Source organism: Mycobacterium sp. BK086 (assembly GCA_004362315.1).
Taxonomy (GTDB): domain Bacteria; phylum Actinomycetota; class Actinomycetes; order Mycobacteriales; family Mycobacteriaceae; genus Mycobacterium.
Genome location: SNWL01000003.1, coordinates 1,865,203 through 1,890,471, shown reverse-complemented (window position 1 = coordinate 1,890,471; position 25,269 = coordinate 1,865,203). Strand labels below are relative to the sequence as shown.

28 protein-coding genes are annotated in these 25,269 nt (G+C 66.3%); 20 read left to right on the top strand and 8 right to left on the bottom strand.

All coding sequences use genetic code 11. The annotated features are described in order from the left end of the window. Together EV580_RS09380 and EV580_RS09375 are read right to left on the bottom strand one after the other, a co-directional pair. Complete coding sequence (locus EV580_RS09380; RefSeq protein WP_133690748.1) at positions 1-2,457, bottom strand: GcvT family protein; 2,457 nt, start codon at positions 2,455-2,457, stop codon at positions 1-3. A gap of 16 nt (positions 2,458-2,473) precedes the next feature. After that, positions 2,474-3,394 carry a phosphotransferase gene (locus tag EV580_RS09375; protein WP_133690747.1) on the bottom strand — a complete coding sequence of 307 codons (921 nt, stop codon included), beginning with the start codon at positions 3,392-3,394 and terminating at the stop codon, positions 2,474-2,476. A gap of 56 nt (positions 3,395-3,450) precedes the next feature. On the opposite strand from EV580_RS09375, the gene EV580_RS09370 reads away from it, so the two are divergent. Continuing rightward, on the top strand, positions 3,451-4,152 hold the full coding sequence (locus EV580_RS09370; RefSeq protein ID WP_286171507.1) for an HAD family hydrolase: 702 nt from the start codon (positions 3,451-3,453) through the stop codon (positions 4,150-4,152). Here the strand turns inward: EV580_RS09370 and EV580_RS09365 are convergent. Then, a complete protein-coding gene (locus EV580_RS09365) occupies positions 4,149-4,961 on the bottom strand; it encodes a GntR family transcriptional regulator (protein ID WP_133690746.1) in 813 nt (270 codons plus the stop codon). The two genes, EV580_RS09370 and EV580_RS09365, sit on opposite strands and share 4 nt — an antisense overlap. 96 nt (positions 4,962-5,057) lie before the next feature. Between EV580_RS09365 and alr the strand changes: the two genes are divergently transcribed. The 13 genes from alr (at position 5,058) to EV580_RS09300 (ending at position 16,747) form a co-directional block, all read left to right on the top strand. Further along, positions 5,058-6,245 carry an alanine racemase gene (gene alr / locus EV580_RS09360; protein WP_133690745.1) on the top strand — a complete coding sequence of 396 codons (1,188 nt, stop codon included), beginning with the start codon at positions 5,058-5,060 and terminating at the stop codon, positions 6,243-6,245. Positions 6,246-6,384: 139 nt separating this feature from the next. Further along, positions 6,385-7,440 (top strand): alpha/beta fold hydrolase, encoded by a 1,056-nt coding sequence (locus EV580_RS09355; protein WP_133691114.1) that lies wholly within the window; start codon positions 6,385-6,387, stop codon positions 7,438-7,440. After that, the gene (gene tsaE / locus EV580_RS09350) at positions 7,433-7,906 is read left to right on the top strand and encodes a tRNA (adenosine(37)-N6)-threonylcarbamoyltransferase complex ATPase subunit type 1 TsaE (protein WP_208114580.1); all 474 of its coding nucleotides are present in this window, start codon (positions 7,433-7,435) and stop codon (positions 7,904-7,906) included. Before EV580_RS09355 ends, tsaE begins: the two co-directional genes overlap by 8 nt. Then, positions 7,903-8,541 carry a tRNA (adenosine(37)-N6)-threonylcarbamoyltransferase complex dimerization subunit type 1 TsaB gene (tsaB, locus tag EV580_RS09345; protein WP_133690744.1) on the top strand — a complete coding sequence of 213 codons (639 nt, stop codon included), beginning with the start codon at positions 7,903-7,905 and terminating at the stop codon, positions 8,539-8,541. The genes tsaE and tsaB overlap by 4 nt, the downstream gene beginning before the upstream one ends. Next, positions 8,538-8,993, top strand: coding sequence for a ribosomal protein S18-alanine N-acetyltransferase (rimI, locus tag EV580_RS09340; protein WP_133690743.1), 456 nt, complete (start codon positions 8,538-8,540; stop codon positions 8,991-8,993). The genes tsaB and rimI overlap by 4 nt, the downstream gene beginning before the upstream one ends. Then, positions 8,990-10,012 carry a tRNA (adenosine(37)-N6)-threonylcarbamoyltransferase complex transferase subunit TsaD gene (tsaD, locus tag EV580_RS09335; RefSeq protein ID WP_133690742.1) on the top strand — a complete coding sequence of 341 codons (1,023 nt, stop codon included), beginning with the start codon at positions 8,990-8,992 and terminating at the stop codon, positions 10,010-10,012. The genes rimI and tsaD overlap by 4 nt, the downstream gene beginning before the upstream one ends. Next, positions 10,009-11,100, top strand: a complete 1,092-nt coding sequence (locus tag EV580_RS09330) for a patatin-like phospholipase family protein (protein WP_133690741.1) — start codon at positions 10,009-10,011, stop codon at positions 11,098-11,100. The genes tsaD and EV580_RS09330 overlap by 4 nt, the downstream gene beginning before the upstream one ends. Before the next feature lie 9 nt (positions 11,101-11,109). Further along, on the top strand, positions 11,110-12,102 hold the full coding sequence (locus EV580_RS09325) for an alpha/beta fold hydrolase (RefSeq protein ID WP_133690740.1): 993 nt from the start codon (positions 11,110-11,112) through the stop codon (positions 12,100-12,102). Between the two features lie 209 nt (positions 12,103-12,311). Then, the gene (gene groES, locus EV580_RS09320) at positions 12,312-12,614 is read left to right on the top strand and encodes a co-chaperone GroES (protein ID WP_036421278.1); all 303 of its coding nucleotides are present in this window, start codon (positions 12,312-12,314) and stop codon (positions 12,612-12,614) included. Between the two features lie 85 nt (positions 12,615-12,699). Next, positions 12,700-14,322 carry a chaperonin GroEL gene (gene groL / locus EV580_RS09315; protein WP_133690739.1) on the top strand — a complete coding sequence of 541 codons (1,623 nt, stop codon included), beginning with the start codon at positions 12,700-12,702 and terminating at the stop codon, positions 14,320-14,322. Between the two features lie 76 nt (positions 14,323-14,398). Next, the gene (locus EV580_RS09310) at positions 14,399-14,833 is read left to right on the top strand and encodes a Rid family hydrolase (RefSeq protein ID WP_133690738.1); all 435 of its coding nucleotides are present in this window, start codon (positions 14,399-14,401) and stop codon (positions 14,831-14,833) included. A gap of 34 nt (positions 14,834-14,867) precedes the next feature. Then, positions 14,868-15,329, top strand: a complete 462-nt coding sequence (locus EV580_RS09305; protein WP_208114579.1) for a VOC family protein — start codon at positions 14,868-14,870, stop codon at positions 15,327-15,329. Between the two features lie 191 nt (positions 15,330-15,520). Further along, positions 15,521-16,747, top strand: coding sequence for an HNH endonuclease signature motif containing protein (locus tag EV580_RS09300; RefSeq protein WP_133690737.1), 1,227 nt, complete (start codon positions 15,521-15,523; stop codon positions 16,745-16,747). Positions 16,748-16,815: 68 nt separating this feature from the next. On the opposite strand, the gene EV580_RS09295 is transcribed toward EV580_RS09300, so the two are convergent. Next, the gene (locus EV580_RS09295) at positions 16,816-17,190 is read right to left on the bottom strand and encodes a hypothetical protein (protein ID WP_133690736.1); all 375 of its coding nucleotides are present in this window, start codon (positions 17,188-17,190) and stop codon (positions 16,816-16,818) included. Positions 17,191-17,298: 108 nt separating this feature from the next. Here EV580_RS09295 and EV580_RS09290 point away from each other — a divergent pair, with 108 nt between their 5' ends. Both EV580_RS09290 and EV580_RS09285 read left to right on the top strand, forming a co-directional pair. Next, on the top strand, positions 17,299-17,670 hold the full coding sequence (locus tag EV580_RS09290) for an Rv1352/Rv1906c domain-containing protein (protein WP_133690735.1): 372 nt from the start codon (positions 17,299-17,301) through the stop codon (positions 17,668-17,670). A gap of 2 nt (positions 17,671-17,672) precedes the next feature. Continuing rightward, the gene (locus EV580_RS09285) at positions 17,673-18,254 is read left to right on the top strand and encodes a hypothetical protein (protein WP_133690734.1); all 582 of its coding nucleotides are present in this window, start codon (positions 17,673-17,675) and stop codon (positions 18,252-18,254) included. Positions 18,255-18,259: 5 nt separating this feature from the next. On the opposite strand, the gene EV580_RS09280 is transcribed toward EV580_RS09285, so the two are convergent. Beyond that, positions 18,260-20,647 carry a patatin-like protein gene (locus EV580_RS09280; RefSeq protein WP_133690733.1) on the bottom strand — a complete coding sequence of 796 codons (2,388 nt, stop codon included), beginning with the start codon at positions 20,645-20,647 and terminating at the stop codon, positions 18,260-18,262. A gap of 276 nt (positions 20,648-20,923) precedes the next feature. Next, on the bottom strand, positions 20,924-21,367 hold the full coding sequence (locus EV580_RS09275; protein ID WP_133690732.1) for an OsmC family protein: 444 nt from the start codon (positions 21,365-21,367) through the stop codon (positions 20,924-20,926). A gap of 144 nt (positions 21,368-21,511) precedes the next feature. On the opposite strand from EV580_RS09275, the gene EV580_RS09270 reads away from it, so the two are divergent. Both EV580_RS09270 and EV580_RS09265 read left to right on the top strand, forming a co-directional pair. Then, a complete protein-coding gene (locus EV580_RS09270; protein WP_133690731.1) occupies positions 21,512-21,718 on the top strand; it encodes an excalibur calcium-binding domain-containing protein in 207 nt (68 codons plus the stop codon). Beyond that, complete coding sequence (locus EV580_RS09265; protein ID WP_133690730.1) at positions 21,718-22,038, top strand: hypothetical protein; 321 nt, start codon at positions 21,718-21,720, stop codon at positions 22,036-22,038. Before EV580_RS09270 ends, EV580_RS09265 begins: the two co-directional genes overlap by 1 nt. A gap of 30 nt (positions 22,039-22,068) precedes the next feature. On the opposite strand, the gene EV580_RS09260 is transcribed toward EV580_RS09265, so the two are convergent. Then, entirely contained in the window at positions 22,069-22,560 is a 492-nt protein-coding gene (locus EV580_RS09260) for a hypothetical protein (RefSeq protein WP_133690729.1), read from the bottom strand. A gap of 30 nt (positions 22,561-22,590) precedes the next feature. Further along, positions 22,591-23,475 carry an IclR family transcriptional regulator gene (locus EV580_RS09255; RefSeq protein WP_133690728.1) on the bottom strand — a complete coding sequence of 295 codons (885 nt, stop codon included), beginning with the start codon at positions 23,473-23,475 and terminating at the stop codon, positions 22,591-22,593. A 49-nt stretch (positions 23,476-23,524) separates the two neighbouring features. On the opposite strand from EV580_RS09255, the gene EV580_RS09250 reads away from it, so the two are divergent. Beyond that, positions 23,525-24,466 (top strand): SDR family NAD(P)-dependent oxidoreductase, encoded by a 942-nt coding sequence (locus EV580_RS09250; protein ID WP_133690727.1) that lies wholly within the window; start codon positions 23,525-23,527, stop codon positions 24,464-24,466. Continuing rightward, entirely contained in the window at positions 24,463-25,266 is an 804-nt protein-coding gene (locus EV580_RS09245) for an acetoacetate decarboxylase family protein (protein WP_133690726.1), read from the top strand. Before EV580_RS09250 ends, EV580_RS09245 begins: the two co-directional genes overlap by 4 nt. The last annotated feature ends 3 nt before the right edge of the window (positions 25,267-25,269 follow it).

The window sequence follows — 25,269 nt, the reverse complement described above, 5'->3', positions numbered from 1 at the left end:
CTAGCGCACCCGCTGATTAGTCGGATCGTAAATTGCCTTGAGTGACACGGTGATCGGGTAGACCTGGCCGCCGACGTTGACGGCGTAGGACCCTGCCCGTACCCAGTCGGGGGTGACGACCGCGTCATCGGAGGCTCGGACGTACCCCAGCCCGACGCACGCGCCAGTCGTGGCACCCCATGCGGCGGAGGTGACCTGACCGGCGACCGCGCCGTCGCGCAGGATCAGCTCGCCGCCCCACAGCATCGGCTCGCTGCTGTCGACGGCGAAGCTGACCAGTCGCCGCCGCGGGCCTTCGGCTTTGGCCTTCTCGACCGCCGCGCGACCGAGAAAATCGATGTCGGAGGAGAGCTTGCAGGCGAACAGCAGGCCCGCCTCGACGGGATTCTCGCTGGGCGTCAGCTCCCGGCCGAACGCGCGGTAGCCCTTCTCCAGCCGCATCGACTCGATCGCGTAGTAGCCACCCCGGGTGATGCCGAACCGCTCGCCGGCCGTCAGCAGATCCTCATAGACTCCGACCGCGAATTCGGCCGGAACGTAAAGCTCCCAACCCAATTCGCCGACATAGGTGATGCGGGTGGCCCGCACCGTCGCATACCCCAGTGAGATCACCTGGCTGGTGGCGAACGGGAACGCATCGTCGGACAGGTCGGCATCAGTCAGACTGCTCAGCAGCTCACGGGATTTCGGGCCCATCACGCCGAACACCGCCATCGACGACGTGACGTCGACCAGTTCGGCGCGCGCCCCGGCCGGCAGATTCTTGCGGATGTGGTCCTTGTCCCGCTCGGTGGTGGCCGCGCTGCTGACGATCAGGTACTCCTGCGCGCCGGTACGGGTGACGGTGACGTCGGATTCGTAGGTGCCGCGCTCATTGAGCATGCCGGTGTACACCGACTTACCCACCGGCACAGCAACATCGGCGGTGCACAGCCACTGCAGGGCGGCCTCGGCACCCGGCCCGGCCAACACATACTTGGAGAACGAGGTCTGATCGAAGACGGTGACGGCGGTGCGGGTGGTGACCTGCTCGTCGGCCGACCAGGGCAGCCAGTTCTGCTTGCCCCACGAGTATTCAATGACCGGTTCGCTGCCCGGCGGGGCGAAGAAGTTGGCCCGCTCCCAGCCCATCCGGCTACCGAAGTTGGCGTTAGCGGCGACCAGCAGATGATGCACGGGTGAGCGGCGGAACGGCCGTGCGGTCTTCAGTTCCCGGTTGGGCCAGGGGATCTCGTAGTGCACGCCGAGGATCTCGGCGACCCGGTCGTGCAGCCACGCCACGTTGCCGTTGAACGGGGCGAAGCGGCGGATGTCGACCCCGGTGAGATCCGAGGTGGGGGAGCCGTTGACGATCCATTCCGCCAGCGCGCGCCCCGCGCCGCCCGCCGAGGCGATGCCGACCGAGTTGAAACCCGCGCCGACGAAGAAGTTGGCGCACTCGGGTGCCTCGCCGAGGATGAACTGGTTGTCCGGGGTGAAGCTCTCCGGCCCGTTGTAGAGCTTCTTCATCCCGGTGTTCTCCAGCGCCGGAATCCGCAGCAGCGCATTGTCCATCAGGATTTCGAAGTGCTCCCAGTCCTCGCCCAGCAGCTGGAACTCGAACGGGTAGGGGATCTTGTCCGGCGCCACCCACGGTTTCGCCTCCGGCTCGAAACCGCCGATGACCAGACCGCCGACCTCTTCCTTGAAATAGGTGTAGCCGTCGGGGTCACGCAGGATCGGCAGATCGGGGTGCACCCCGGCGATGGTCTCGGTGACGACGTAGAAGTGTTCGGCCGAGTACAGCGGCACATTCACCCCGGCCATCGCGCCGATCGCCTTGGCCCACTGCCCGGCGCAGTTGACCACGATCTCGGCTTCGATGTCACCGGCGTCGGTGCGCACACCGGTGGCCCGGCCGTCGGTGGTGAGCACATCCAGCACCCGGACGTGCTCGAACACTTTGGCCCCGCGCTGGCGGGCACCCTTGGCCAGCGCCATCGTCAGGTCGGTCGGATTGGCCTTGCCGTCAGCCGGCAGCCAGATGGCGCCGACCAGATCGTCGGTCCGGATCACCGGATAGCGTTCGAAAGCCTCATCGGGGCTGAGCAATTCGCAGTCCAGCTGATAGGCGGCGGCGTTGGCGGCAGTGCGGCGCAGCTGGGTCATCCGGTCCTCGGTGCGGGCCACCGTTACTCCGCCGCACTGCTTGTACCCGGCGCTCAGTCCCGTCTCGGCCTCGAGTTCGGCATACAGCTGGGTGGAATACTGGACCAGTCGGGTGCCGCTCTCCGAGGCGCGCAGCTGCCCGACCAGACCCGCTGCGTGCCAAGTGGTTCCGCAGGACAGCTGACCCTGCTCGAGCAGCACGACATCGGCGCGGCCGAGCTTGGTCAGGTGGTAGGCCACGCTGGTGCCGATGACACCGCCCCCGATGATGACGATCTGGGCGCGGTCGGGCAGCTCTTGGGTCGGCATGAGTTCCTATCGGTCGTCAGTCGGATGCTTGTGCGTCGGCGAGCAGGCGGGGAAAGTCGGGTCCGCGGAACTCGGCGATCGCGGACTCGTATCGCTCCATCGCCCAGTCCCAGAAGTTGAAATCCAAAGAGCTGGAGCCGTTCTGGATGCAGCCCCACAGCGTCCAGCCGTACTTGCCGATGATTCCCTGTAGGCGGGCCCGGGCGGTCTTGTGCCGCAGCCGGCGCCCGTAGTACAGCGTGACCAGCTCGTCGAGCTGATCGGTGGACAGCCCGCATTCAGCACCGAGGTTGCCCAGCTCGAAACACGGATCGTTGTTGCCGGAGTACTCGTAGTCGATCAGCCAGACCTTCTCGCCGGTGTCGACGAAATTGCCGGCCAGCAGATCGTTGTTGCAGGGTACCGTCGCGTGATCGTCGGGCCCGAGAATGCGCTTCACCGCATGGAATTCGCGGGTGTAATACAGGTAGTCGGTCGGTATCCGGAAGCCGCGCTCCTGCACCACCTTCAGATAGGCGGGCTGCCGCTCGAACATGTTGAACCGGTCGCGGAAGCGCGGGCCCGCGTGCAACGCCCGGACGCCGGCGGCCACCCGCGCCAGCACATCGGGACGCTGCAGGTCGGGGTTGGTCAACGTGGTGCCCTCGAGGAAGCCCACCAGCAGGACGCCCAGGTCGGGGCGGTAGTCGATCACCGGCGCGCCGACACCGGCCTGTTCGGCGGCCTTGCTGTTGACGTACTCGTTGTCGCGGTCGATGCCCAGCAGGTTGGTCTCGTTGACGCTGCACCGAGCGACGTACGTCCCGGACGGCGTGGTGATCTTGATGTTGCGATTGGTCAGTCCGCCGGAGAGTTCCTCGAGTTGGCGCGGCTGTCCGGCCACGGCCGGCAATTGGTCCAGCAGCGCATCCAGTTCCGGATCAGACAGGAACGGCATACAAACATCCTCGCGCCGGAAGGGGCATCGCGTCTAAAAGACTAGACTATTGAACTGTGCCGGAGCCAATGCTTGCGCGTGAGGTGATGTCGGACTGGGCCCGCGGCCCGCGTCCGGCCGTGATCTTCGATTTCAACGGGACGTTGTCGGACGACGAGCCGATCCTGTTTCGCATCTTCAGCGAGCTGTTCGACGAGCATCTGGGCTGGTCGATGACCCAGCACGACTACGACAGCCAGCTGCTGGGCCACAGCGACCGCGAGATCGTCGAGAAGGCGCTGGCGATCACCGGCGTCGACCACGATGTCGACGCGCTGCTGGAGCTGCGCAAGGGGCGCTACCGCGACCTGGTGGCCGATCACAATCCGATCCAGCCCGAGACTGTGCGGCTCGTGCAGGTGCTGGCGGAGCGCGGGGTGCCGATGGCCATCGTCACCGGCGCCCAGCGCGACGACGTTCGCGCTGTCCTGGAAAGCAGTCCGGTCAGCGAGCTGATCCGTGTCGTGGTGGCCGAAGAAGATGTCACCCGCGGCAAGCCGGATCCGGAAGGATTTCTTTCTGGCGCCGCTCAAATCGGCTGTGCACCAAGCGATATCGTCGTTTTCGAAGATTCCGTCCCCGGGATCCGGGGTGCGCTGGCGGCGGGTATGCGCTGCATCGCGGTCGGTACCGGCCCCAGCCCTGAGTCGACCGTTGCGGTGATTCCGCGGCTGTCGGCGGACGTCGTCGAGCACGTGCTTCCGCTGCTCGGCGCTTAGGACGCCGGCGAGGTTTCCACTTCGGCGTCGGGTCCCCGGTCGACGGTGGACTTCACCCGGATGCGGGTGCGGTCGGAGCGGAAGTAGTCGTGGGAGAACTCCACCGGAACCTCGTTGCGGTCGTACGCGGTGCGCGTGACCACCAGCAGCGGGTCGCCGACGGCCACTCCGAGCAGCTCGGCCGACGACTCGGACGCGGCGGTGGCCTCGATGTGCTCGTCGGCCGAGAACACCGGCGTGCCGAATTGGTCCATCAGCGTGTACACCGAGCCGGTGAGGTCGGCGGACAGCAGGCGGGGGAACCGGGCAGCCGGCAGGTAGGTCTCCTCGAGCAGCACGGGTGTGTTGTTGGCCGACCGGATGCGGATGATCTCGTGCACCGGGGCGCCGCGTTTGAGCTGCAGGGCGTGCCGGACGTTGGCGGTCGGCTGCCGGGTCACGGCCCGGATCACTCGCGCGCCCGCGGACATGTCCAGCCGGCGCAGCTGCTCGGTGAACCCCGGCAGTCCGATGTGGTCGAACTCCAAGCGGGGCGTCTCGACGAAGTTGCCCCCGAACCGGCCCCGGCTGCGCCGGATCAGCCCTTTGGCCTCGATCGCCGCCAGCGCCTGGCGCAGCGTCATCCTGCTCACGCCCAGCGCCCCGGCGATCTCGACCTCGGGGGGCAGTTTGTCACCCGGCGTCAAACGCCCGGTCACGATCAGTTTCTCCAGCCAGACAGCAATTCGGGAATGGGCCGGCTGCTCGGACGGCCCGCCGAGGTCCGGCCGCACGGCCAGCACGGCGTCGTCCATCGACAGCACCCGCATTCCGACGACTCTACCGCCCCCGGCGGCGGCGAAAGGACAGGTCAGCGCCCTATGCGGGCTTCTGCGTCGGCTTCTGGGACAATTGGCGGCGGTGACATGAACATGCACACGACATCGTTGACCCCGTCGACGCAAACCCAGGTTTCCGGTCCCGGCGCCGAAGCACTCGTCGATCTCGGGGCGATTGCCCACAACGTGCGCGTTTTGCGTGAGCACGCGGGATCCGCCCAGGTGATGGCGGTCGTCAAGGCCGACGCGTACGGCCACGGTGCCATCGCGGCCGGCCGGACGGCGATCGCCGCCGGTGCCGCCGAGTTGGGCGTTGCCACCATCGACGAGGCGGTGGCACTGCGTGAAGGCGGGATCACCGCACCCGTGCTGGCCTGGCTGCACCCGCCCGGCACCGATTTCGCCCCGGCACTGTCGGCCGACGTCCAGGTCGCGGTGTCCTCAGCCCGCCAGCTCGCCGAGCTGCTTGACGCCGTCGAACGCACCGGCTGCACCGCCGAGGTCACCATCAAGGTCGACACCGGACTCAACCGCAACGGTGTCGCCATCGCCGACTTCCCGGCGGTGCTGACCGAGCTTCAGCGCGCGGTCGCCGCGGACGCGATCCGGCTGCGCGGCATCATGTCGCATCTCGCCAACGGCGACGCCCCCGACGACCCGCTCAATGACCTTCAGGCGCAGCGCTTTACCGATGTGATCGCCGAAGCACGTAGGCGCGGAGTCGAATTCGAGGTCGCGCACCTGTCGAACTCGCCGTCGGCGATGACGCGACCGGATCTGGGCTTCGACATGGTGCGTCCCGGTATCGCGGTCTACGGGCTCAGTCCCATTCCCGAGCGCGGCGATATGGGTCTGCGCCCGGCGATGACCCTGAAATGTGCGGTGACGATGGTCAAGCCGGTCAAGGCCGGCGACGGAGTCTCCTACGGCCACACTTGGATCGCCGAGCGGGACACCACCCTGGCGCTGCTGCCCATCGGCTACGCCGACGGGCTGTACCGCCCGCTCGGCGGACGGATCGACGTGCTGATCAACGGCCGGCTGCGTCGCAGTGTCGGGCGGGTGTGCATGGACCAGTTCGTCGTCGACCTCGGCCCGGGTGAGCCCGACGTCACCGAGGGGGACGAAGCAATTCTGTTCGGCCCCGGCACATCCGGTGAACCGACAGCCCAAACCTGGGCCGATCTTCTCGGCACCATCCACTACGAGGTGGTCACCAGCCCGCGCGGACGTGTGGTGCGCACCTACCGGGAGGCCGACGCCGGTGGGCAGTGACGGTGAGAAGGACCCCAAGCGCGCCCGAGGGATCGACGAACGGTTGGTGCGCCGCGCCGAGAAGAGCGCGGAGAAGCTGGCCCGCAAGGCCGAGCATCCCGGTCTCGGCGTGGGCAAGAAGGCCGGGCTCTTGGCCGGGATGGCCGGCCTGAGCGCGGTCGGCACCGTCGCCGGCGTGTCGGCGGCCCGCGCGTTCGGGCACCGATCCGAGGTCGAAGACCTGTACCAGCGTGAGGATTTCGGGCTTCTGGATGCCGACCGCGGCTGCGTGGTCACCACGCCGGACGGTATCCCGCTGGTGGTCCGCGAAGTCGGCCCGACCACCGCGCCGCTGACGGTGGTGTTCGCCCACGGGTTCTGTCTGCAGATGGGATCGTTTCACTTCCAGCGCGCGGCCCTGGCGGCCCGCTGGGGCGACCAGGTGCGCATGGTGTTCTACGACCAGCGCGGGCACGGCCAGTCCAGTCCCGCACCCGTCGACACCTACACCGTGACCCAGCTTGGCCAAGACCTGGAAACCATTCTGCAAGTGATGGTTCCGCGCGGGCCGATCGTCCTCGTCGGCCATTCGATGGGCGGGATGACGGTACTCTCGCATGCCCGCCAATTCCCCAAGCACTACGGCAGCCGAATCGTGGGCGCGGCGCTGCTGTCGTCGGCCTCCGAAGGGCTGTCCCGCTCGCCGCTGGGCGAGATCCTGCAGAACCCCGCGCTGGAGGCCGTGCGATTCGCCGCCCGCTACGCCCCGAAACTGGTGCACCGCACCCGCGGTGCGGCCCGGTCGGTGCTCCGCCCGATCCTGCGCGCCGCCTCCTACGGCGACGACCACAACATGAGCCCGCGTGTTGTGGCGTTCTCCGAGCAGATGATCCACGACACCCCGATCGCCACCCTGGTCGAGTTCCTGCACGCGCTGGAGGTGCACGACGAGAGCGCGGCGCTGCCGGTGCTGGCCCGGATCCCGACGTTGATCGCCTGCGGTGACCACGACGTGCTGACCCCGATCGTGCACTCCGAGGAGATGGCCGCGGTGCTGCCCAACTGCGAGCTGCTGATCGTCGGCGGCGCAGGTCATCTGGTGCAGCTCGAACAGCCCGAACTGATCAACGACGCGCTGGTGCATCTGGTCGAGCGGGCGACCCCGTCGAAGCTGATCGCCTTCACCCGCCGGCTCAAGGACCGGGCCCGTGGATAGGACGCAGGTGCGCAGCGGCACGATCGAGCTGCCCACCGTCGAAGACACGATTGCGCTGGGCGAGAAGCTGGGCAGGCAACTGCAGGCCGGCGATGTGGTGGTCCTCTCCGGTCCGCTGGGTGCCGGAAAGACCGCGTTCACCAAGGGAATTGCGCTCGGAATGGATGTCGACGGACCGGTGACGTCGCCGACGTTCGTGCTGGCCCGGGTGCATCGGGCACGCCAGGCGGGGCGCCCAGAGCTGGTGCACGTCGACGTCTACCGCCTGCTCGAACACACCGGAGCCGACCTGCTGGCCGAACTGGATTCGCTGGACCTCGACGCCGATCTCGACGACGCCGTCGTGGTGGTCGAGTGGGGTGAGGGCCTGGCCGAGCGGCTCTCCGAGAACCACCTCGACATCACGCTGACCCGCGCCGCCGACAGCGATGTGCGGACGGCGACCTGGCAGTGGAACCACGAATGATCCGCAATGTCTTGGTGATCGACACCGCCACCCCGGCCGTCACCGCCGCGGTGGCGGTGCGCGGCGAGGGTGTTGTCGTGGCGGGGGAGCGGATCACGCTGGATGCGCGCGCCCACGCCGAGACGCTGACCCCCAATGTGGTGGCGGCGATTGCCGAAGCCGGACTGACGATGGCCGACGTGGATGCCGTCGTCGTCGGTTGCGGCCCAGGGCCGTTCACCGGTCTGCGGGTCGGGATGGCCACCGCCGCGGCCTACGGGCACGCCTTGGGTGTACCGGTCTACGGCGTCTGCAGTCTGGACGCGATCGGGGTGCTCACCACCGGTGAGGTGCTGGTGGTCACCGATGCCCGCCGCCGCGAGGTGTATTGGGCGCGCTATCGCGACGGGGTGCGCATCGACGGCCCGGACGTGGCGGCAGCGGCCGACGTCCCTGTCGGAGCGGCCAAGGCCGTCGCGGGATCACCGGATCATGCCGCCCTGTTCGATTTGCCCGTCGTCGGGACCGCTTATCCGACGGCGGCGGGTCTGGTTGCCGCCGTGACTGATTGGGATTCCGAGCCGGAGGCGCTGGTGCCGTTGTATCTGCGCCGTCCGGATGCGAAGACGCTGGCCGAACGCGGGGTCGCGCGGTGAACATCTCATACGGCCCGATGCACAAGACCGACGCTGCCCGCTGCGCCGAACTGGAGAACCTGCTGTTCGAAGGTGACGATCCGTGGCCGGATTTCGCGTTCATCCGTGAACTAGCGGCCCCGCACAACCGTTATGTGGCGGCGCGAGCCGACGACAAACTGGTCGGCTATGCCGGCATCTCCCGGCTGGGGCGCAAACCACCGTTCGAATACGAAATCCACACCGTCGGTGTCGATCCCGCATATCAGGGACACGGGATCGGACGCCAGATGATGAACGAACTGCTCAGCGACGTCGGCGCGGACTCGATCGTGTACCTGGAGGTCCGCACCGACAACGAGCCGGCGATCGCGCTGTACACGAGCCTGGGCTTCGCGAAGGTAGGGGTGCGCAAGCGCTACTACCGGGTCAGCGGCGCCGACGCCTACACCATGCGACGGGACCCGGCATGATCATTCTGGCCATCGAAAGCTCCTGTGACGAAACGGGAGTCGGCATCGCCCGCCTCGACGACGACGGCACCGTCACCCTGCTGGCCGACGAGGTGGCCTCCAGCGTCGACGAACACGCCCGGTTCGGTGGCGTGGTTCCCGAGATCGCGTCGCGGGCCCACCTCGAAGCACTCGGGCCGACCATGCGCCGGGCGCTGCAGACCGCCGGCATCGACAAGCCGGACGTGGTCGCGGCCACCATCGGGCCAGGGCTGGCCGGTGCGCTGCTGGTCGGGGTGGCCGCGGCCAAGGCGTATGCCGCGGCGTGGGGAGTGCCGTTCTATGCGGTCAACCACCTCGGCGGGCACCTGGCCGCCGACGTCTACGACAACGGTCCGCTGCCCGAATGCGTTGGGCTGCTGGTGTCCGGCGGGCACACCCACCTGCTGCACGTGCGCTCGCTGGGCGAGCCGATCGTCGAACTCGGCAGCACCGTCGACGATGCGGCGGGCGAGGCCTACGACAAGGTGGCCCGGCTGCTGGGCCTGGGCTATCCGGGCGGACGGCCCCTCGACGAGCTTGCCCGCACCGGCGACCGCGACGCCATCGTCTTCCCGCGCGGCATGACCGGGCCGCGCGATGAACCGTTCGCATTCTCGTTCTCGGGGCTGAAGACCGCGGTGGCCCGCTACGTCGAAAGCCATCCCGACGCACCGACCGCCGACGTCGCGGCCGGATTCCAGGAGGCCGTCGCCGACGTGCTGACCGCCAAAGCGGTGCGGGCCGCCGGTGAGCTCCGGGTGTCGACCTTGCTGATCGCGGGTGGGGTGGCTGCCAATTCGCGGCTGCGTGAACTCGCCGAAGAGCGGTGTACGGCAGCGGGTTTGACGCTTCGCATCCCGCGACCCCGGTTGTGCACCGACAATGGGGCGATGATTGCCTCCTTCGCCGCGCATCTGATCGCCGCCGGTGCGGCACCGTCACCGCTGGACGCGCGCAGCGATCCGGGTCTGCCGGTGCTGAACGGTCAGGTTGCGTGAGCGACTTCTCCCGGCGCAGCGCGCTGGGGCTCGGGGTCACCGCTGGATTGGCCTCTGCGGTAGCCGGATTGCCGGGGAGTCCGGTAGCACGGGCTGACTCGCAAGGCGAGGCATTGGCGGCCTCGATCTCGGCGAAGCTCTTCGATGGCGACGGGCTCGCGCGACCGGTACCGGATGCGCCGACGCCGTCGAATCTGGCAGCCGGACTGGACCGCACGTTGGTGCTCGGTGGTGGAGGCGAGTATTACCTCGCCTGGTACTGCGGCTTCTTCCACGGCCTGCTCGAGGAGGGTGTCGACCCGGCGGGTCAGGCCGACATGGTCGTCGGCACCTCGGCCGGTGCGTACATCGGCTCGTCGATGACGTCGGGCAACTTTCAGCACATGCGCGACGAGTTCGACTTCTTCGGCCAGTTCCCCTCCCGCTTCGCCCAACTCGCACCGGTGTCGAGTGCCAACGCCAGCCAGCAGCGCGCCCGCGAGATCAACTTCTCGGTCAAAAGCGGTGACCCCGAGACCATCCGGCTGATCGGGCACGCCGCGCTGGCCGCCGACAACTCGGTGAGCGGAGATGCGGTGGAACGGCTGGCGTGGATGCTGACCGACGACAGCAGGACCGGCTGGCCGCCGGCCAAGATGTTCACCACCGCCAACGACTGTTACACCGGCCAGCGGCTGGTCATCGGTCAGGATGTGGCGCAGCGCAACGGAATTCCGCTCGCCCATGCAACGGGGGCGAGTTCGTCGCTGCCGGGCATCATCGGCCCGACCCTGCTGGGGCAGCGGTACTGCATGGACGGCGGGATTTCGAAGACCTGGGCGCACACCGATGTGGTGGCCGGCTCGAAGCGGGCATTGGTGATCACGCTGACCAACGGCTACGAGGGCAGTCTGCTCAGCGGCATCCCGCACAACATCTACACCGAGATCGATGCGCTCAAGGCCGTCGGGACCACGCCGATGCTGATCATCGCGGGCACCCCGCCCGGGGTGAATCTGCTGGATCCCAATGAGATCGCTCCGGCGATCCGGGCCGGGTACGACCGGGCCAAGGTCGAGGCGCCCAAGATCCGCGACTTCTACGCGTAGTTTCATCCCGTGCACTACGACCTGCGTCTGCGTCCCGAGCAACCGGCCACCCCGGCGGCGGATGCGTTCACGATCCACCGCTCCGAGGTGCCGCCGACAGCCGGCCGCGACGGGCTGACTCTGGCCTACGTTCGTGAAGGTGTTGGCGGCTACCCGCTGCTGTTGTTGCACGGCTACCCGGAGACCAAGCGGATCTGGTGGCGCAACATCGCCGCACTGGCCGCGGCCGGTTACGAGGTGATCGCGCCGGATCTGCGCGGGCACGGCGACTCGGACCTGTCGGCCGACGATGTCTATGACCTCGCGGCCTACAGCCGCGACGTCTACCTCTTGGTCCACGACGTCCTGGGCCACGAGCACTGCGGGGTGGTCGGCGGCGATGTCGGTGGGGCGGTCGCGGTGGACCTGCTGCACCGGTATCCCGGATTCGTCGACAAGCTGGTCTTCTTCGATACCGTGCCGCCGCTGGTCTTCGACGACTACGTCGCCGCGGGTCTGGATCCGTCGAGCATCCTGAGCGACGGTCCGACCGGCGACTACCGGCAGCGGCAGGGCGAAACCCCGGACGAGTTGGCTGCCGAGCTGGACACCGCCGCCAAGCGGCGGCGCTACATCGGCGAGATGTACGGCCACCGGCTGTGGGCCTCGCCGGGGACCTTCAGCGCCGACGACATCGCCTTCATGACCGAACCGTGGGGGACCGAGGAGCGGCTGCGGGCAGGTTGGGCCCCGTACCAGCTGGCCTACGGCCGGCCGTTCAGCGAGCTGCCGATCATGGACCGCAAGGTCGATGTGCCCACGCTGATCCTCTACGGCATGGACGACAACGTCGTCGGCCCCGAGTTCGTGCACCTCTGCGAGGTGGCCTTCACCAACCGGACCGGGCCCGTCGTGCTGCCGGGAGCCGGGCACTTTCTGCAGTGGGAACGCGCCGACCTTTTTAACGCGCTGGTCATCGCGTTTTTCGGCGACCTGCGGGTTCTGCACGAGCGCCCGGCCTGAGCTGCGGCGTCCGCTCTGGGCGAATACGCAGCAGGCCACCCTTGAGTGCTAGCACTCGCATGTATAGAGTGCTAGGTGGCTTGCGGACAACCCCTGTGTCGGCACCCGCGACGACGGCGCGAGGGCATGGACGTTTGCCGAACACCTGGTAATTCCGACTGGTCCGGGCGCACAGCCCCGGCCCGCAAGTTAACTAAGTGGAGGACTCCATCGTGGCCGTGAACATCAAGCCACTCGAGGACAAGATCCTCGTACAGGCCAATGAGGCCGAGACGACCACCGCATCCGGTCTGGTCATCCCGGACACCGCCAAGGAGAAGCCGCAGGAAGGCACCGTCGTCGCAGTTGGCCCCGGCCGCTGGGACGAGGATGGCGAGAAGCGGATTCCCCTGGACGTTGCCGAGGGCGACACCGTCATCTACAGCAAGTACGGCGGCACCGAGATCAAGTACGGCGGCGAAGAGTACTTGATCCTGTCGGCCCGCGACGTGCTGGCGGTCGTCAACAAGTAGCAGTCGTGAACCGCCCCGGAGATCCCCGTATGCGTACGGGTGGTGTCCGGGGCGGAACGCGCTGGAGCGAAGTCAGGACTTATATATGAGCAAGCAGATTGAGTTCAACGAGACTGCGCGCCGGGCCATGGAGGTCGGCGTCGACAAGCTCGCCGACGCGGTCAAGGTGACGCTGGGCCCGCGTGGTCGCCACGTGGTGCTCGCCAAGGCATTCGGTGGCCCGACGGTCACCAACGACGGCGTGACCATCGCCCGTGAGATCGAGCTGGAAGATCCCTTCCAGAATCTCGGTGCGCAGCTGGTGAAGTCGGTGGCCACCAAGACCAACGACGTCGCCGGTGACGGCACCACCACGGCCACCGTGCTGGCACAGGCCATCATCAAGAACGGCCTGCGCAACGTTGCCGCCGGTGCCAACCCGATCGCGCTCGGCGCGGGCATCGGCCGGGCGGCCGACGCCGTGTCCGAGGCACTGCTGGCCGCGGCCAAGCCGGTGTCGGACAAGGTCGCCATCGGTCAGGTCGCCACCGTCTCCTCGCGTGATGAGGAAGTCGGCGAGCTGGTCGGCGAGGCGATGACCAAGGTCGGCGGCGACGGTGTGGTCAGCGTCGAGGAGTCCTCGACCCTGAACACCGAGCTGGAGATCACCGACGGTGTCGGTTTCGACAAGGGCTTCATCTCGGCCTACTTCGTCACCGATTTCGATTCGCAGGAAGCCGTCCTCGAGGACGCGCTGGTGCTGCTGCACCGCGACAAGATCAGCTCACTGCCCGACCTGCTGCCGCTGCTGGAGAAGGTTGCGCAGGACGGCAAGCCGCTGCTGATCGTCGCCGAGGACGTCGAGGGTGAAGCGCTGTCGACTCTGGTCGTCAACGCAATTCGCAAGACGCTCAAGGCCGTTGCGGTCAAGGCGCCGTTCTTCGGTGACCGTCGCAAGGCGTTCCTCGACGACCTGGCGATCGTGACCGGCGGACAGGTCGTCAACCCCGATGTCGGCCTGGTGTTGCGTGACGTCGGCCTCGAGGTGCTGGGCACCGCGCGCCGCGTCGTGGTCAGCAAGGACGACACCGTTCTGGTCGACGGCGGTGGTTCTGCCGACGACATCGCGGGCCGCGTCAAGCAGCTCAAGAGCGAGATCGAGGCGAGCGAATCCGATTGGGACCGTGAGAAGTTGCAGGAGCGGCTGGCCAAGCTGGCTGGCGGCGTTGCGGTGATCAAGGTCGGTGCTGCCACCGAGACCGCGCTCAAGGAGCGCAAGCACCGGGTCGAGGACGCCGTTGCGGCGGCCAAGGCCGCGGTCGAAGAGGGCATCGTCGCCGGCGGCGGTAGCGCCCTGGTTCAGGCGAATGCCGCCCTCGATGCGCTGCGTGCTGAGGTGTCCGGTGACGAGGCGCTGGGCGTCGAGGTGTTCGCCTCCTCGCTGTCGGCTCCGCTGTTCTGGATCGCCGCCAACGCGGGTCTGGACGGGGCCGTCGTGGTCAACAAGGTCAGCGAATTGCCTGCCGGGCATGGCTTTAACGCCGCGACGCTGACCTATGGCGACCTGATCGCCGACGGTGTGATCGATCCGGTGAAGGTGACCCGCTCCGCGGTGCTCAACGCCGCATCGGTGGCCCGGATGGTGCTCACCACCGAGACGGCTGTCGTGGACAAGCCGGTCGAGGTCGACGAGCATGCCGGCCACGGTCATCACGGGCACGCGCACTAAGTAGTTTCAACGAAACACCCCCGGTCCTGTTGGGCCGGGGGTGTTTTCGTTGTGGGGCCGGGGCAAGATGGGGGACATGGCTGCCGCAGAATTCTTCATCACTCCCGGCTACGGCGAAGGCCAGCGACGAGAATTCCACTATTCGCAGGCCGTCCGCTATGGCAACCGGGTCGAGACCGCGGGCCAAGGAGGTTGGGACGACGACTGGAATTTTCCCGCGTCGGTCCGCGACGAAATCATCCAAGCTTTCGACAACGTCGAGCGGACATTGGCGGCGGCCGGGGCGTCCTGGCGTGATGTGGTCAGTGTGCACTCCTACCACCTGCCGGACGCCAACGGTCAGATCGGGGCCGCGCAACTGGAGACGATGGTCGAGCAATTCCGCACACGAATGGGAGATCGAGCACCGCTCTGGACGGCCATCGGGGTCGCTGTTCTCGGCGACCCGCAGATGCGGGTCGAGATTCAGGTGAACGCCGTCATCGACGGCAGTGTCGGTGGGTCTGGTTAGGGTCGCCTCGTCTGTTTGTCCCGATGGAGGATCGATGAGTTTGACCATGCCGGACGGCGACTGGTTCGCCAATGTCGAAGCACGGCAGCACCCCTGGCCCGGCCTCGGATGGAACACGGTGGGGCTCGTCTACGACGACGTCGATGCTGCGGTGGAGTTCTACGCCAAGGCCCTGGGAATGGTGCCGATCGCGGTGCTACCCGACGGGGACGGTCAGACGTTCTTCGCCCGCATGCGCTATCGGGGCACCAACATCACCCTGAACAAACCGGGCTGGGATTCGGATTTGAGTCAGACCACCGCCGATTCGCCGCCGCACTTCATCTTCTACTTGTATGTCGACGATGTCCGCCAGGCGGTTGCCTCGATGGAAGCACGTGGCGCGACCGTGCGCATGGCTGCCGCGCAGACACCGTGGGGTGACCTGCGGGCGCGGGTGCAAGATCCGTTCGGGTACCTGTGGGATTTGGCGCAGCGCATCGACGCTCCGGTGTGATCTAAGGGGTGCGCACCAAGTAGTTCATTTCCAAAACGCCTCGGTCCTGTTGGGCTGGATGTGTTTTCGGTGTCGGTGGTCGTTGTCAACGGCGTAGGTATGTCTGCAATCGAGTACGCCATCGTCGGCATCCTCTTGGCCCACGATTCGTGTGGCCGAAACTTGTCGTACCTCGCTGTCATGATGTCGTTATGTCCTCGACCACAGCGCAGCCGGTGAAGCGTATTGAGGTGTTGTTCGAGGAGTTGTCGGAGTTGGCCGGTCAGCGTAATGCGATTGATGGGCGCATTGTGGAGATCGTGGCCGAGATCGACCATGACGGGATCTGGGGCAATACCGGGGCGCGGTCGGTGTCGGCGTTGGTGGCCTGGAAGTTGGGTACGTCGTCGGCGAATGCCGACACCATTGCCACGATCGCGCACCGGCTCGATGAATTCCCGCGCTGCACAGAAGGGATGCGGCAGGGTCGGCTCTCGGCGGATCAGGTCGGTGTCATCGCCGCCCGTGCCGCCGACGGTTCTGATGAGCATTATGCGGAACTGGCCTCGGTCGCCACGGTCAGTCAGCTGCGTAAAGCGGTGAAGTTGGAGCCGCGTCCTGGCCCCGATCGCCGGCCCGAACCGAAACGCAGGATCACCAAAACCTCGGGTGAGGACACGACGACCTGGACCATCACCCTTCCTCACGTCGAAGCGGCGCCCTTCGACGCCGCGTTGCAGTCGCATCACGACGCACTGGTTGCGGAGTGGAAACGGCAGCACGGCGCCGACTCCTCGGAGGTCGCGCCACCGATGCCGAATACCACCGATGCGTTCATGAGCTTGGTCGAGGCCGGCTGGGATGCCGAGGTCGCGCGCCGTCCGCACGGGCAGCGCACCACCGTGGTCGTGCACGTCGATGTCGAAAAGCGCACCGGGGAAGTGCATCTGGGCCCGCTGCTCACCGATGCTGATCGTCAATACTTGACCTGTGATGCCACCTGTGAGGTCTGGTTCCAACGCGACGGTCGCCCCATCGGTGCCGGCCGCAGCACCCGCACCGTCAATCGGCGGCTGCGTCGCGCGCTGGAACACCGCGACGCCACCTGCGCGGTCCCCGGGTGTAGCGCCACCCGCGGACTGCATGCCCACCACATTCAGCACTGGGAAGACGGCGGCCCCACCGAGCTGTCCAACCTCGTCCTGCTGTGCCCTTATCACCACCGGGCCCATCACCGCGGCGACATCACCATCACCGGACCCGCCGAGCACCTCACGGTCACCGACTGCGATGGCGACCCACTCACGCCAGGATCGCTGGCCCGCCCGCCGAACCATTCCCCACCCGACGTCCCGCCGTGTCCCGGACCGATCGGCGAACGCGCACAATGGAAGTGGTACCACCCCTACGAACCACAACCACCCCCATCGGACAACTAGTCAGTTGTGTGTAGTGGATAGCGGCGACCGCGCCGACGACCTCGGGCGCCGTTGATGGGGACAGCTGGTCATGAATCAGCCTGTGAAGCACGCCATTCCGCGTTGATTTTCTCGGCCACCGGTTGGCCCTTATCGGTCAGGTCCAGCCAGACGGCCCAGCCCCAGGTGTTGCTTTCGTCGAAATCGTCGATATAGACCTCGCGAATTCGGCTGAGGGCATCAGCGAGGGGCAGTTTCCACGGAACGAATACGCCGCCCTCGCCAGTCGTGTCGCCAATGACGAACAGCCCTTCCGTAACGAGGTCGGTGATGAGGTCGACGACTTTCGTCCGGATGGCTGAAGCAGGCTGTCCCTTGTTCTCGTTGCTGACAGACCAGTGAATTCGCTCGAGGGGCACCCAGTCGACAAGCCCGTCCTGCAAGACATCGCTGCGTGCGGTCATTGCCCGCGCCCCTCGCTCTGATCGCCTCTGTGGTCGTGATCCTAAATGTTGTGCTCGGTAGCCGCGGCCACGGCATACGGTTCCGATGGAACCGAGAAAGGGGGACACATGCGCCACGCAACTCTGCTGCATCGCGCTTCGGCCGGGCTTCTTGCCGCGGCAGCCGCGATCGTGCTTGCCCCGCCAGCCAATGCAGATCCCCTGGACCCGATTCCCGGGGAGGGCTTCTTCCTCGTCGGCCCGGACATCGCGCCCGGTCTGTATAACACCAGTGGGTCGGCGTCGACCTGGGCGGTCTACATCAACGACGTGCCGACACAGGATTCGATGTGCGTGTGGTTCACCTACAGCACGCCCGACACGAACAAGGACCACGTCATCGCGACCAACATGTCCATCGGCCCGATGATGGCGAACATCAATTCCACGGTGAAGGCGTTCGAGTCACACAACTGTGAAGCCTGGACGCGGGTCACCTGACCATGAACCTGACGAGAGCCGCGGCCGTCTGCTTGGTCTTCACAGTGGGCGTCATCGCACCGGCGACCAGCCATGCCGATCCGGCAAGCCCTTCAACCGGCGGCAGTTCGGTCACCGTGGCCGACCTGTTGTCCGCTCCGGTTCCCGCGCTGTGTCAGCACGATCCGGGCAATCTGGTGAATGGCATTCTGCCACCGCAAGATCTGCATCCCGGGCCGGTGATGATCGCCAAGAGAAACGACCAGCCTGGCACTCCCTACAAGGTTGCCTTCGGCAGTCTGACCGGCGGCGACAACATCGACGCCGCGATGGTGACCGACTGCGGCGCCGGCGGGGTGCCCTGGTCGGAGACTGTCCAGCTCTATACGGCTGGACCAACGCGATTGGGGGGAGTGGACCTCGGGGACATCACCCACAGCCGCGAGGTGGTCTCGGATCTCTCGATCAGCGACGGCCTGGTGCACGTGAAGTGGTTGGCCAACGCGCCAGCCGACGCTGAGTGCTGTCCCTCGATCGTGATGGCGGGCGATCTGCGGTGGGACGGGTTCACGGTGAGTATCCAAAACGTCCGCAGACTCAACTGATCAGTTCATAGTGAGCTGTCGTTCGCCGTCGCCAGCGCCGTCACCTGTGCTTGCAGCTCTTCGCGCAGCTTTTTGACCCTCTTCAGGCCGCTCTCTGTGTCGAGAACCGCCTGCAAGGCCTGGGCCAGATGAGGGACATCGCCAGCTGGTGCGACCGCAGCCCCGCCGACGTCCTGCAACATCCGCAGTATCAGTTCGGCACCGTCCAACCGCCCCCAAAGATAGTCGTTCTCACGGGATTTCGCGTTCAGGAAGGCGCCGAAGTGGTGGAACGGGATACCCTTGAGTTTGGGGGTGACGGCCCCCGTGTCGTCGTACGATTTCAGCTTCGTCGCCATCAGCGGGCTGAATTGCGCCACCCCGATTGGCGTGAATTGCGGCAGGTGGGTCAGGGACAGGGTGGGGAAGATCATCCCGTCCCACAACGGAAAGCCGAGGTAGCGATTCAACAGCATCTGCCGGGCGGTCTCCGTCCAGCCCGGCCCGTCCGCCACCGTCACGAAAGCCTGCCGAAGATCTGTGCTGCCGTCTCCGAGCTCACGGTTCATCTTCTCCAGATAGCTGGTGAAGAGGGTGTCGAACCGCGAATTGTGTTCGCGGGCATACTCAGTCGGATCGATCAGGATCTCAGGGCTCGACTCGTCGAACTCGAGGAAATGCACGTCATCCAGGTCCTTGACGACGGCCGTGACTCCTGTTCGCAGTGCCTCCAACATGTTCCATGCGGTTGTCTTCAGCTGATCGAGGTCCGCCCGTGGTGCGATCGGCCCGCCGTCTGCTCCGGCCGTATACATGGCGCTGATACCGGCCAGAATGAACAGCAACCGCCGCTCCCGATACGGTGCATCGGTCGGGCGCAGCAGTGTGCTGAGCTGGCTGTCCGCTCCGTCGGGAAGGTATGGCTCCAGCCAGGCCGGCTCGGTGCGTGCCCAGGCCACGAACGTGGTCCGGATGAAGCTGGCCCGCCCTGACTGGGATGGATAGCCGAAGCGGCGTGCCACCTCTTTGCCCAGGCGCTCGATCGTCGCCTCGAACTTCAGCCGTTCGTAGGTGTACCAGGCTGGTCCGAGTGATCGTTGCGCCTGTCTGTACATCGCGTCCGAAAGTGCTTGCAGGCCATCTCCCGTCGACGATTCACCACTCTGATCGGGCGGCTCCGCCAATCCCACTGCGGCAAGGACGACAGCGGTGAAGGCTTCTCTGAGCTGGTCGTGGACATACCGTTCCTGGCTGTCGGTGATCGCGCTGACCTCCCCGATCTGCGCGTTGATATCGCGCAGTTCCACGAGTTCCTGAAGGATTGGATGGCTGCCCTTCACGCCGAACACGGCGATCAGATCTCTGAGATATCGCCGCTTGGTGGGCCGTTGGGGATCCGGCTTGGCGTAGAGAGGCCGCCCAGGGTCAGGCTCGATGTAGATGATGCGGCGATGTACCTGGGAATCGGCCCGCTTGCGGGCGATCGCGGAGATGACAACGTCGAAGGGTGCGTTGTCGAGCACCCCGCCGTCGACGAAGGGCACCGAGTTCGCCGTGGCATTGTCGGGATACTGATATCGGAAGACCGACGGATGGAGTTCCATTCCGCTGGTGTGGGTTTCGTCTTCGAAGCTCACCATGGTGACTGGTGCGAACGCGCCGGGGAAACTTGCCGTCGCCCGCCCGGCGAAGGCGAGTGTTGCGGTGAACGGCTTGTCGAATTCGCCATCCTCGGAGTGGAATTCGAGGACTTGTACATTGTCGCGGTCGCGTTGGCTCGCGCCCCCTGCTCCCGACGGCACCAGAACTTCGTAACCGCGAAGGTCGGTCGCGGTGACGAACAAGTCAAGAGTCCCACCCTCAGGGATGAGCGTCGTGGCGTTCGGGGTTCCGTCCATCTGCTGCAATGCACGCAAGAGCAACTGGGACATGAGTTCACCGCGCAGCGGGGTGGCGGGCCCCCGAAATCGGATCGCTTGCCAGATCAAGGCCACGAGCGCCTGCGACACCAAACCGAACAATTTCGGCGCTCGCAACAAATCGCGCAGGTCGCCGTGTTCGATCCAAACGTCCTTCAGCGGACCTTGACTGGCACCGAGCGCCATAGCTTTGGCCAGGGCGACACCATTGATCCCACCCGCCGACGTGCCTCCGACGATGTCGATGCTGACTGATAACGGGTGGCCGGCGGCCTTGAGGTCCTGTAGGGCGTCGAAATAGGCTGCCTCCGTGCCGTCCGGCGAAGCGTTGCGGAACGGGTTTTGAGGCAAGTCCTTGTCGAATTCCCGCGCCGCTCTGATGAGACTCTGTAGTTCCTTCGTGACGCCGTGCATGTACACAGCGAGAGAGACGCCGCCGTAGCAGACCAGCGCCAACCGCAGCTCAGCTCTATCGTTCGTCATCCGTTCACCCACCGTGATCCGTCTTGGTCGCGGGCGACCGAAAGGCTTTTTTGGGCACGAGCCAAGAAAGCCGGCGCGGCGTCGGACGCTGCAGTTGCCATGGCGATGTCACCTCCCGGTCGACCCGCAGGGAGCTCAAGCCCCCGGCTCAACCAGCATCAACCCGCTTGATGCCGCGCGACAGCGTAGTCGTCTACTTCATTTCTGGTCAGCGTCCTCGTTTATTCGAGGTCTCGGAGGCTGCTAACGACAGGTCCCGAGGTCGTGATCGAAAGCGTCGAATCCTGCTCACACCAACGACGTTGAGATGTTGATCTCGGACGTCAGCGTCTGGTGCACCGGGCAACGTTCCGCGATCGCCATCAGTCGCTCGCGTTGATCGTCATCGAGATCGCCCACCAAGGTAATGGACCGATCGATATGACTGATCATGCCTTTCTCGGTCTCGCACTCGGCACAGTCTTCAGCGTGAATGCGTGTGTGCCGCAACCTCACTTCGACCCGCTCCAGCGGCCAGCCCTTCTTATTGGCGTACATCCGCACCGTCATCGAGGTGCACGCCCCGAGCCCGGCGAGTAGCAAGTCGTACGGCGTGGGCCCGGCGTCGTCGCCGATCGGCCGCGGTTCGTCGGCGAACAGCTGATGCTGCCCCGCGGCGATCTGCTGCGTGTAGGTACCCGTGCCGGTCTCGGCCACGGTCACGATGCCCTCGCCGGTCGTGGATGTCGTCATAGCTGCATCCAACACGCCCCTTGTCCAGAAACGCCACGGCGCGGCGGGAATCCGCGTGAACAAGTTTTAACGTTCCAGCCAATAAGTCCAGTTAGGTTCACTAACCTCTCGGCGACAGCACTTGATTGAAAACGGGGGACCATCGTGATTCGACTCATCGGCGTGCTCGCCGCATCTGCCTTCGGCGCGATTGCCATCGGTGTCGCCGCGCCCGCGCATGCGGCGCCCACGGTGCCGTTCAAGAACTGCACCGCTGCCAAGGCGGCCGGCTACTGCGACATCACGCCGGATAGCCCGCTGTACACGCCGAGCCAGGACCGTGACAGCGACGGCTACGCGTGCGAGTGCTGATGAGAGTCGCCGCCAGCCTTGGTGCGATCGGACTAGCTGGCGCGGCTTTGGGACTTGCACCGGTGGCCGTTGCCGAGACGTGGACCATGCCGAATTTGATCGGCAAGGACCTCCAAGGCGCACAAGACGCTATCCAATCGCTGACCAATGATGCTGTCTGGTACAGCGGCTCGACGGATTTGACGGGCCTTGGGCGAATGCAGATCAACGATCGGAATTGGGTCGTCTGCAGTTCGACTCCCGCACCTGGGGCGAGCTTCACCGAGAGCACGAAAGTCAGTTTCGGCGTGGTCAAGAAGGACCTTGAGTCTTGCCCTTGATCTCCCGCGCTTCGGTCTGACTGGCCGCGTCTATGGCGCCGTCGGCTGGATCGACACCAGGCGGAACGTGCCCGGCGCGGCATCATCGGGGGTGAACCGGACCACCAACACGTCCGGAGGGAACTGCACCGCAAGGTCATTCAGCGTCCGAGGCATGAACACTCGGGACTTGGCATTGCCGTACCAACCGGGATCGGACGGGTCGACGCTGAGCCCACTCACGCTGTCGATGTTGGTGTCCCACTGCTGGACGGCGTCGGGCAACGGAGCACCGAAACCCGTTGACTTCTGGTACACATCCAGTTGTCCCGCAAGGGTTACCGGCGCCCCGCCACCGACGGGCGCGCCGGTGATCGTCCCGTTGATGACGTCCGCGGTCACCGACGTCAGACGTGCGGTGCACACATTGTCGACGACGGTGGCCGGTGCGCAGAAGACCGGCAGCGGATCGGCGTGCGCCGGTGCGGCAGTCGCGACGGGCAGCGCCATAGCGAAGACGGCCAGTGCACGCGTCGACATCATGAAAGGTATTCGGCCGCAGCGGCCCAGGAGTTACACGTCATCGGCCAACGCCGCACTCAGCCGGCGGGTGACTGCGGCGAGCTGCTCACCGATCCGCGTGACGTCGGCGCCGCTCATCGGCTCGGCGCTCGGCACCAGACTGAGCATCAGCGAGATACACCCGTCCGCACCGAGAATGGGGGAGTCGATGTGACTCACCGTGTACGTGCCGTCCGGCGCGAGGCTGGCCGGGAACCACTCCTCCTGGTGGATCAGTTCATCGGTCAACGCCTGCGCCAGCTGGCTCAAGCGCGTGGAGCGAACCTCCGCGCTGCGCACGATCAATGCCAGCTCCTGCAGTCGTAGATCGGGCAGCAGATGCAGTCCTACCGCGTAACCCCGTTGCGTCGCATTGGCTATCGCCTGGCGGTAGCGATCGCGCACATCCTCGGGCAGCGTGCTGAGCCAGCGCTCGCGCGCCTCCGGGCCCGCCCACGCGACCGTAGACGCTCCATACGGCGGGCGGTGCGGGAACTGGGTGCCGATCGCCATCGGGTGCCCGCCGCCGTTGACGCTGCGGATCTGATCGACGACGGTCGAGTAGTCCTCGTCCACCGAGAACGCCACGCAGTGCGCACCCGTCGCCGCTGACAGCTCCGCCATCGCCGACCGCGCCAGCACCAATGCCGGGTAGCGGCCGCCGGCCTCGCGGCCGAGCCGAACCATCGCGGGGCCGAGGTGATAGGTCTTGCGGACCGGGTCGCGCAGCAGCCAGCCCGCCCGCGACAGCTCCGACAGCATCGAATGACAGCTGGCTTTGTGGACGCCCAAATGGCGTGAGACCTCGGCCAACGTCACCCCGCGGCTCCCGTCGCTCGCCAGATGCTCGAACAGGTTCACCACCCGTTCGGTCTGCGGCGAAGGACGAGGAGCCATCCGCCGATGGTCGCATAATGCGACTCCTTGCGGTGTCATAAGCGACCATGTGACGATGGCCACAATGAACGACCTTCGAGGCAAAGTGGCCGTCGTGACCGGGGGAGCCGGCGGGATCGGCCGCGCCATGGGTAGGCGTTTCGGGCAGGAAGGCATGAAGGTCGTCCTCGCCGACGTCCTCGCCGAACCGCTCGATGACGCGACGCGAGCACTGACCGACGAGGGCATCGACGCCATCGGCGTGGTCACCGACGTCACGGACTATTCGTCGGTCGAGGCTCTCGCCAAACAAGCACTCGACCGCTTCGGCGCGGTCCACGTGGTGTGCAACAACGCTGGCACCGGCGCGGTCTCCGAGGGCTACATGTGGGAACACGACCTCGCCGACTGGCGCTGGGGCATCGACGTCAACGTGCTCGGCGTCATCCACGGCATCAAAGCCTTCGTGCCGATCCTGCTCGACCAGGGCGAAGGGCACGTGGTCAACACCTGCTCGGGCAACGGCGGATTCGCGCCGATCGCCCGGGGCGCCATGGGCGGCCCGGCCACCGCGGTCTACCCGATGACCAAGTCCGCGGTGCTCTGCCTGACCGAAAGCCTCTACACCCACCTGGAGATGACGGGGACCGGCGTGCGCGCGCATGTCCTGTTTCCTGGCGGCTTTCTCAACACCGGCATCTGGGAGTCGTGGCGGCACAGGCCGGCGCAGTACGCCGCGACCCAGGAACGCCGCACTCCCGATCAGACGCTGGCCAAGGTCGTGGACCGCTTCGAATCTGCCGGCGCCCATATCGAATTCACGCCCCTGGAGACGGTCGCCGACCAGGTCATCGAAGGACTCCGGGCCGACGCCTTCTGGATGATGGGCCCGCCCGCGGCGTCCGACCAAGTCGTGAGCAAGAAGGCGGCATCGATCCTGGCTCGGGGCGAGCCCGACTACCTGGTCGACGTCTTGAGCAAAGCAGCCGAATCCGAAGGAGAAAAGTCTTGAGCGCCAATGGAGTTCGCTACGGTCCCCGCCCGCCAGAAGCTCGCGTCGATCACGAGATCGACGCCACCAAGGCACCGATCGCCACCGAGGCCGTCACCGTCACCTACCTCACCGACCCGGAGATCGTCGCGGCCGTGCTGCCCAAGCCCCTGGAGCCGGCGGCCGAACCGTTGGTGCGGATCCAGCTCCAGCGGGTCCAGATCGAAGGCAGGCCGCCGTTCGGCTCGGCGGTGTTCTCGGTCACCTCACGCCACGGAGACCTGCTGGGCGACTACCCGCTGTTCATGCCTCAGTCCACCGAACAGTCGGTCACCGGCGGGCGCGAGACCTTCGGCGAGCCAAAGAAACTGGCCGATATCGCCGTCGACCGCGACGGCGACAACGTGATCGCGTCGGTCACCCGGCTGGGGTATCCGCTCATCAGGGTCACTGGCCGCATCAGCGGACCGGCGCAGCTGCCGCCCGATCAGATGAATACCGAGTTCTACTTCAAGTTCCTGCGCGCCCCCGACGGCGGCGGCATCACCGATCCGCACCTGGTCTACGGCGAATACCACCGGCACTACGAGCTGCTGGAGGACATCGACGGCACCCTCGAACTGGGGGAGTCGCCGCTGGATCCGGTGGCCGATATCGTTGTGCGCGAGATCAAGTCGATCACCTGGTGTCGACGGCGCACCGTCCAGGTCGGGCGGATCGCCGAACGGGTCCCGGCGGATTGGCTGCTGCCGTATGTGCACCAGCGCTACGACGACGTCGCGCTGCTCGCCGCCCCGAGGCCCGAGCCGACGCGGGTCTAGCGC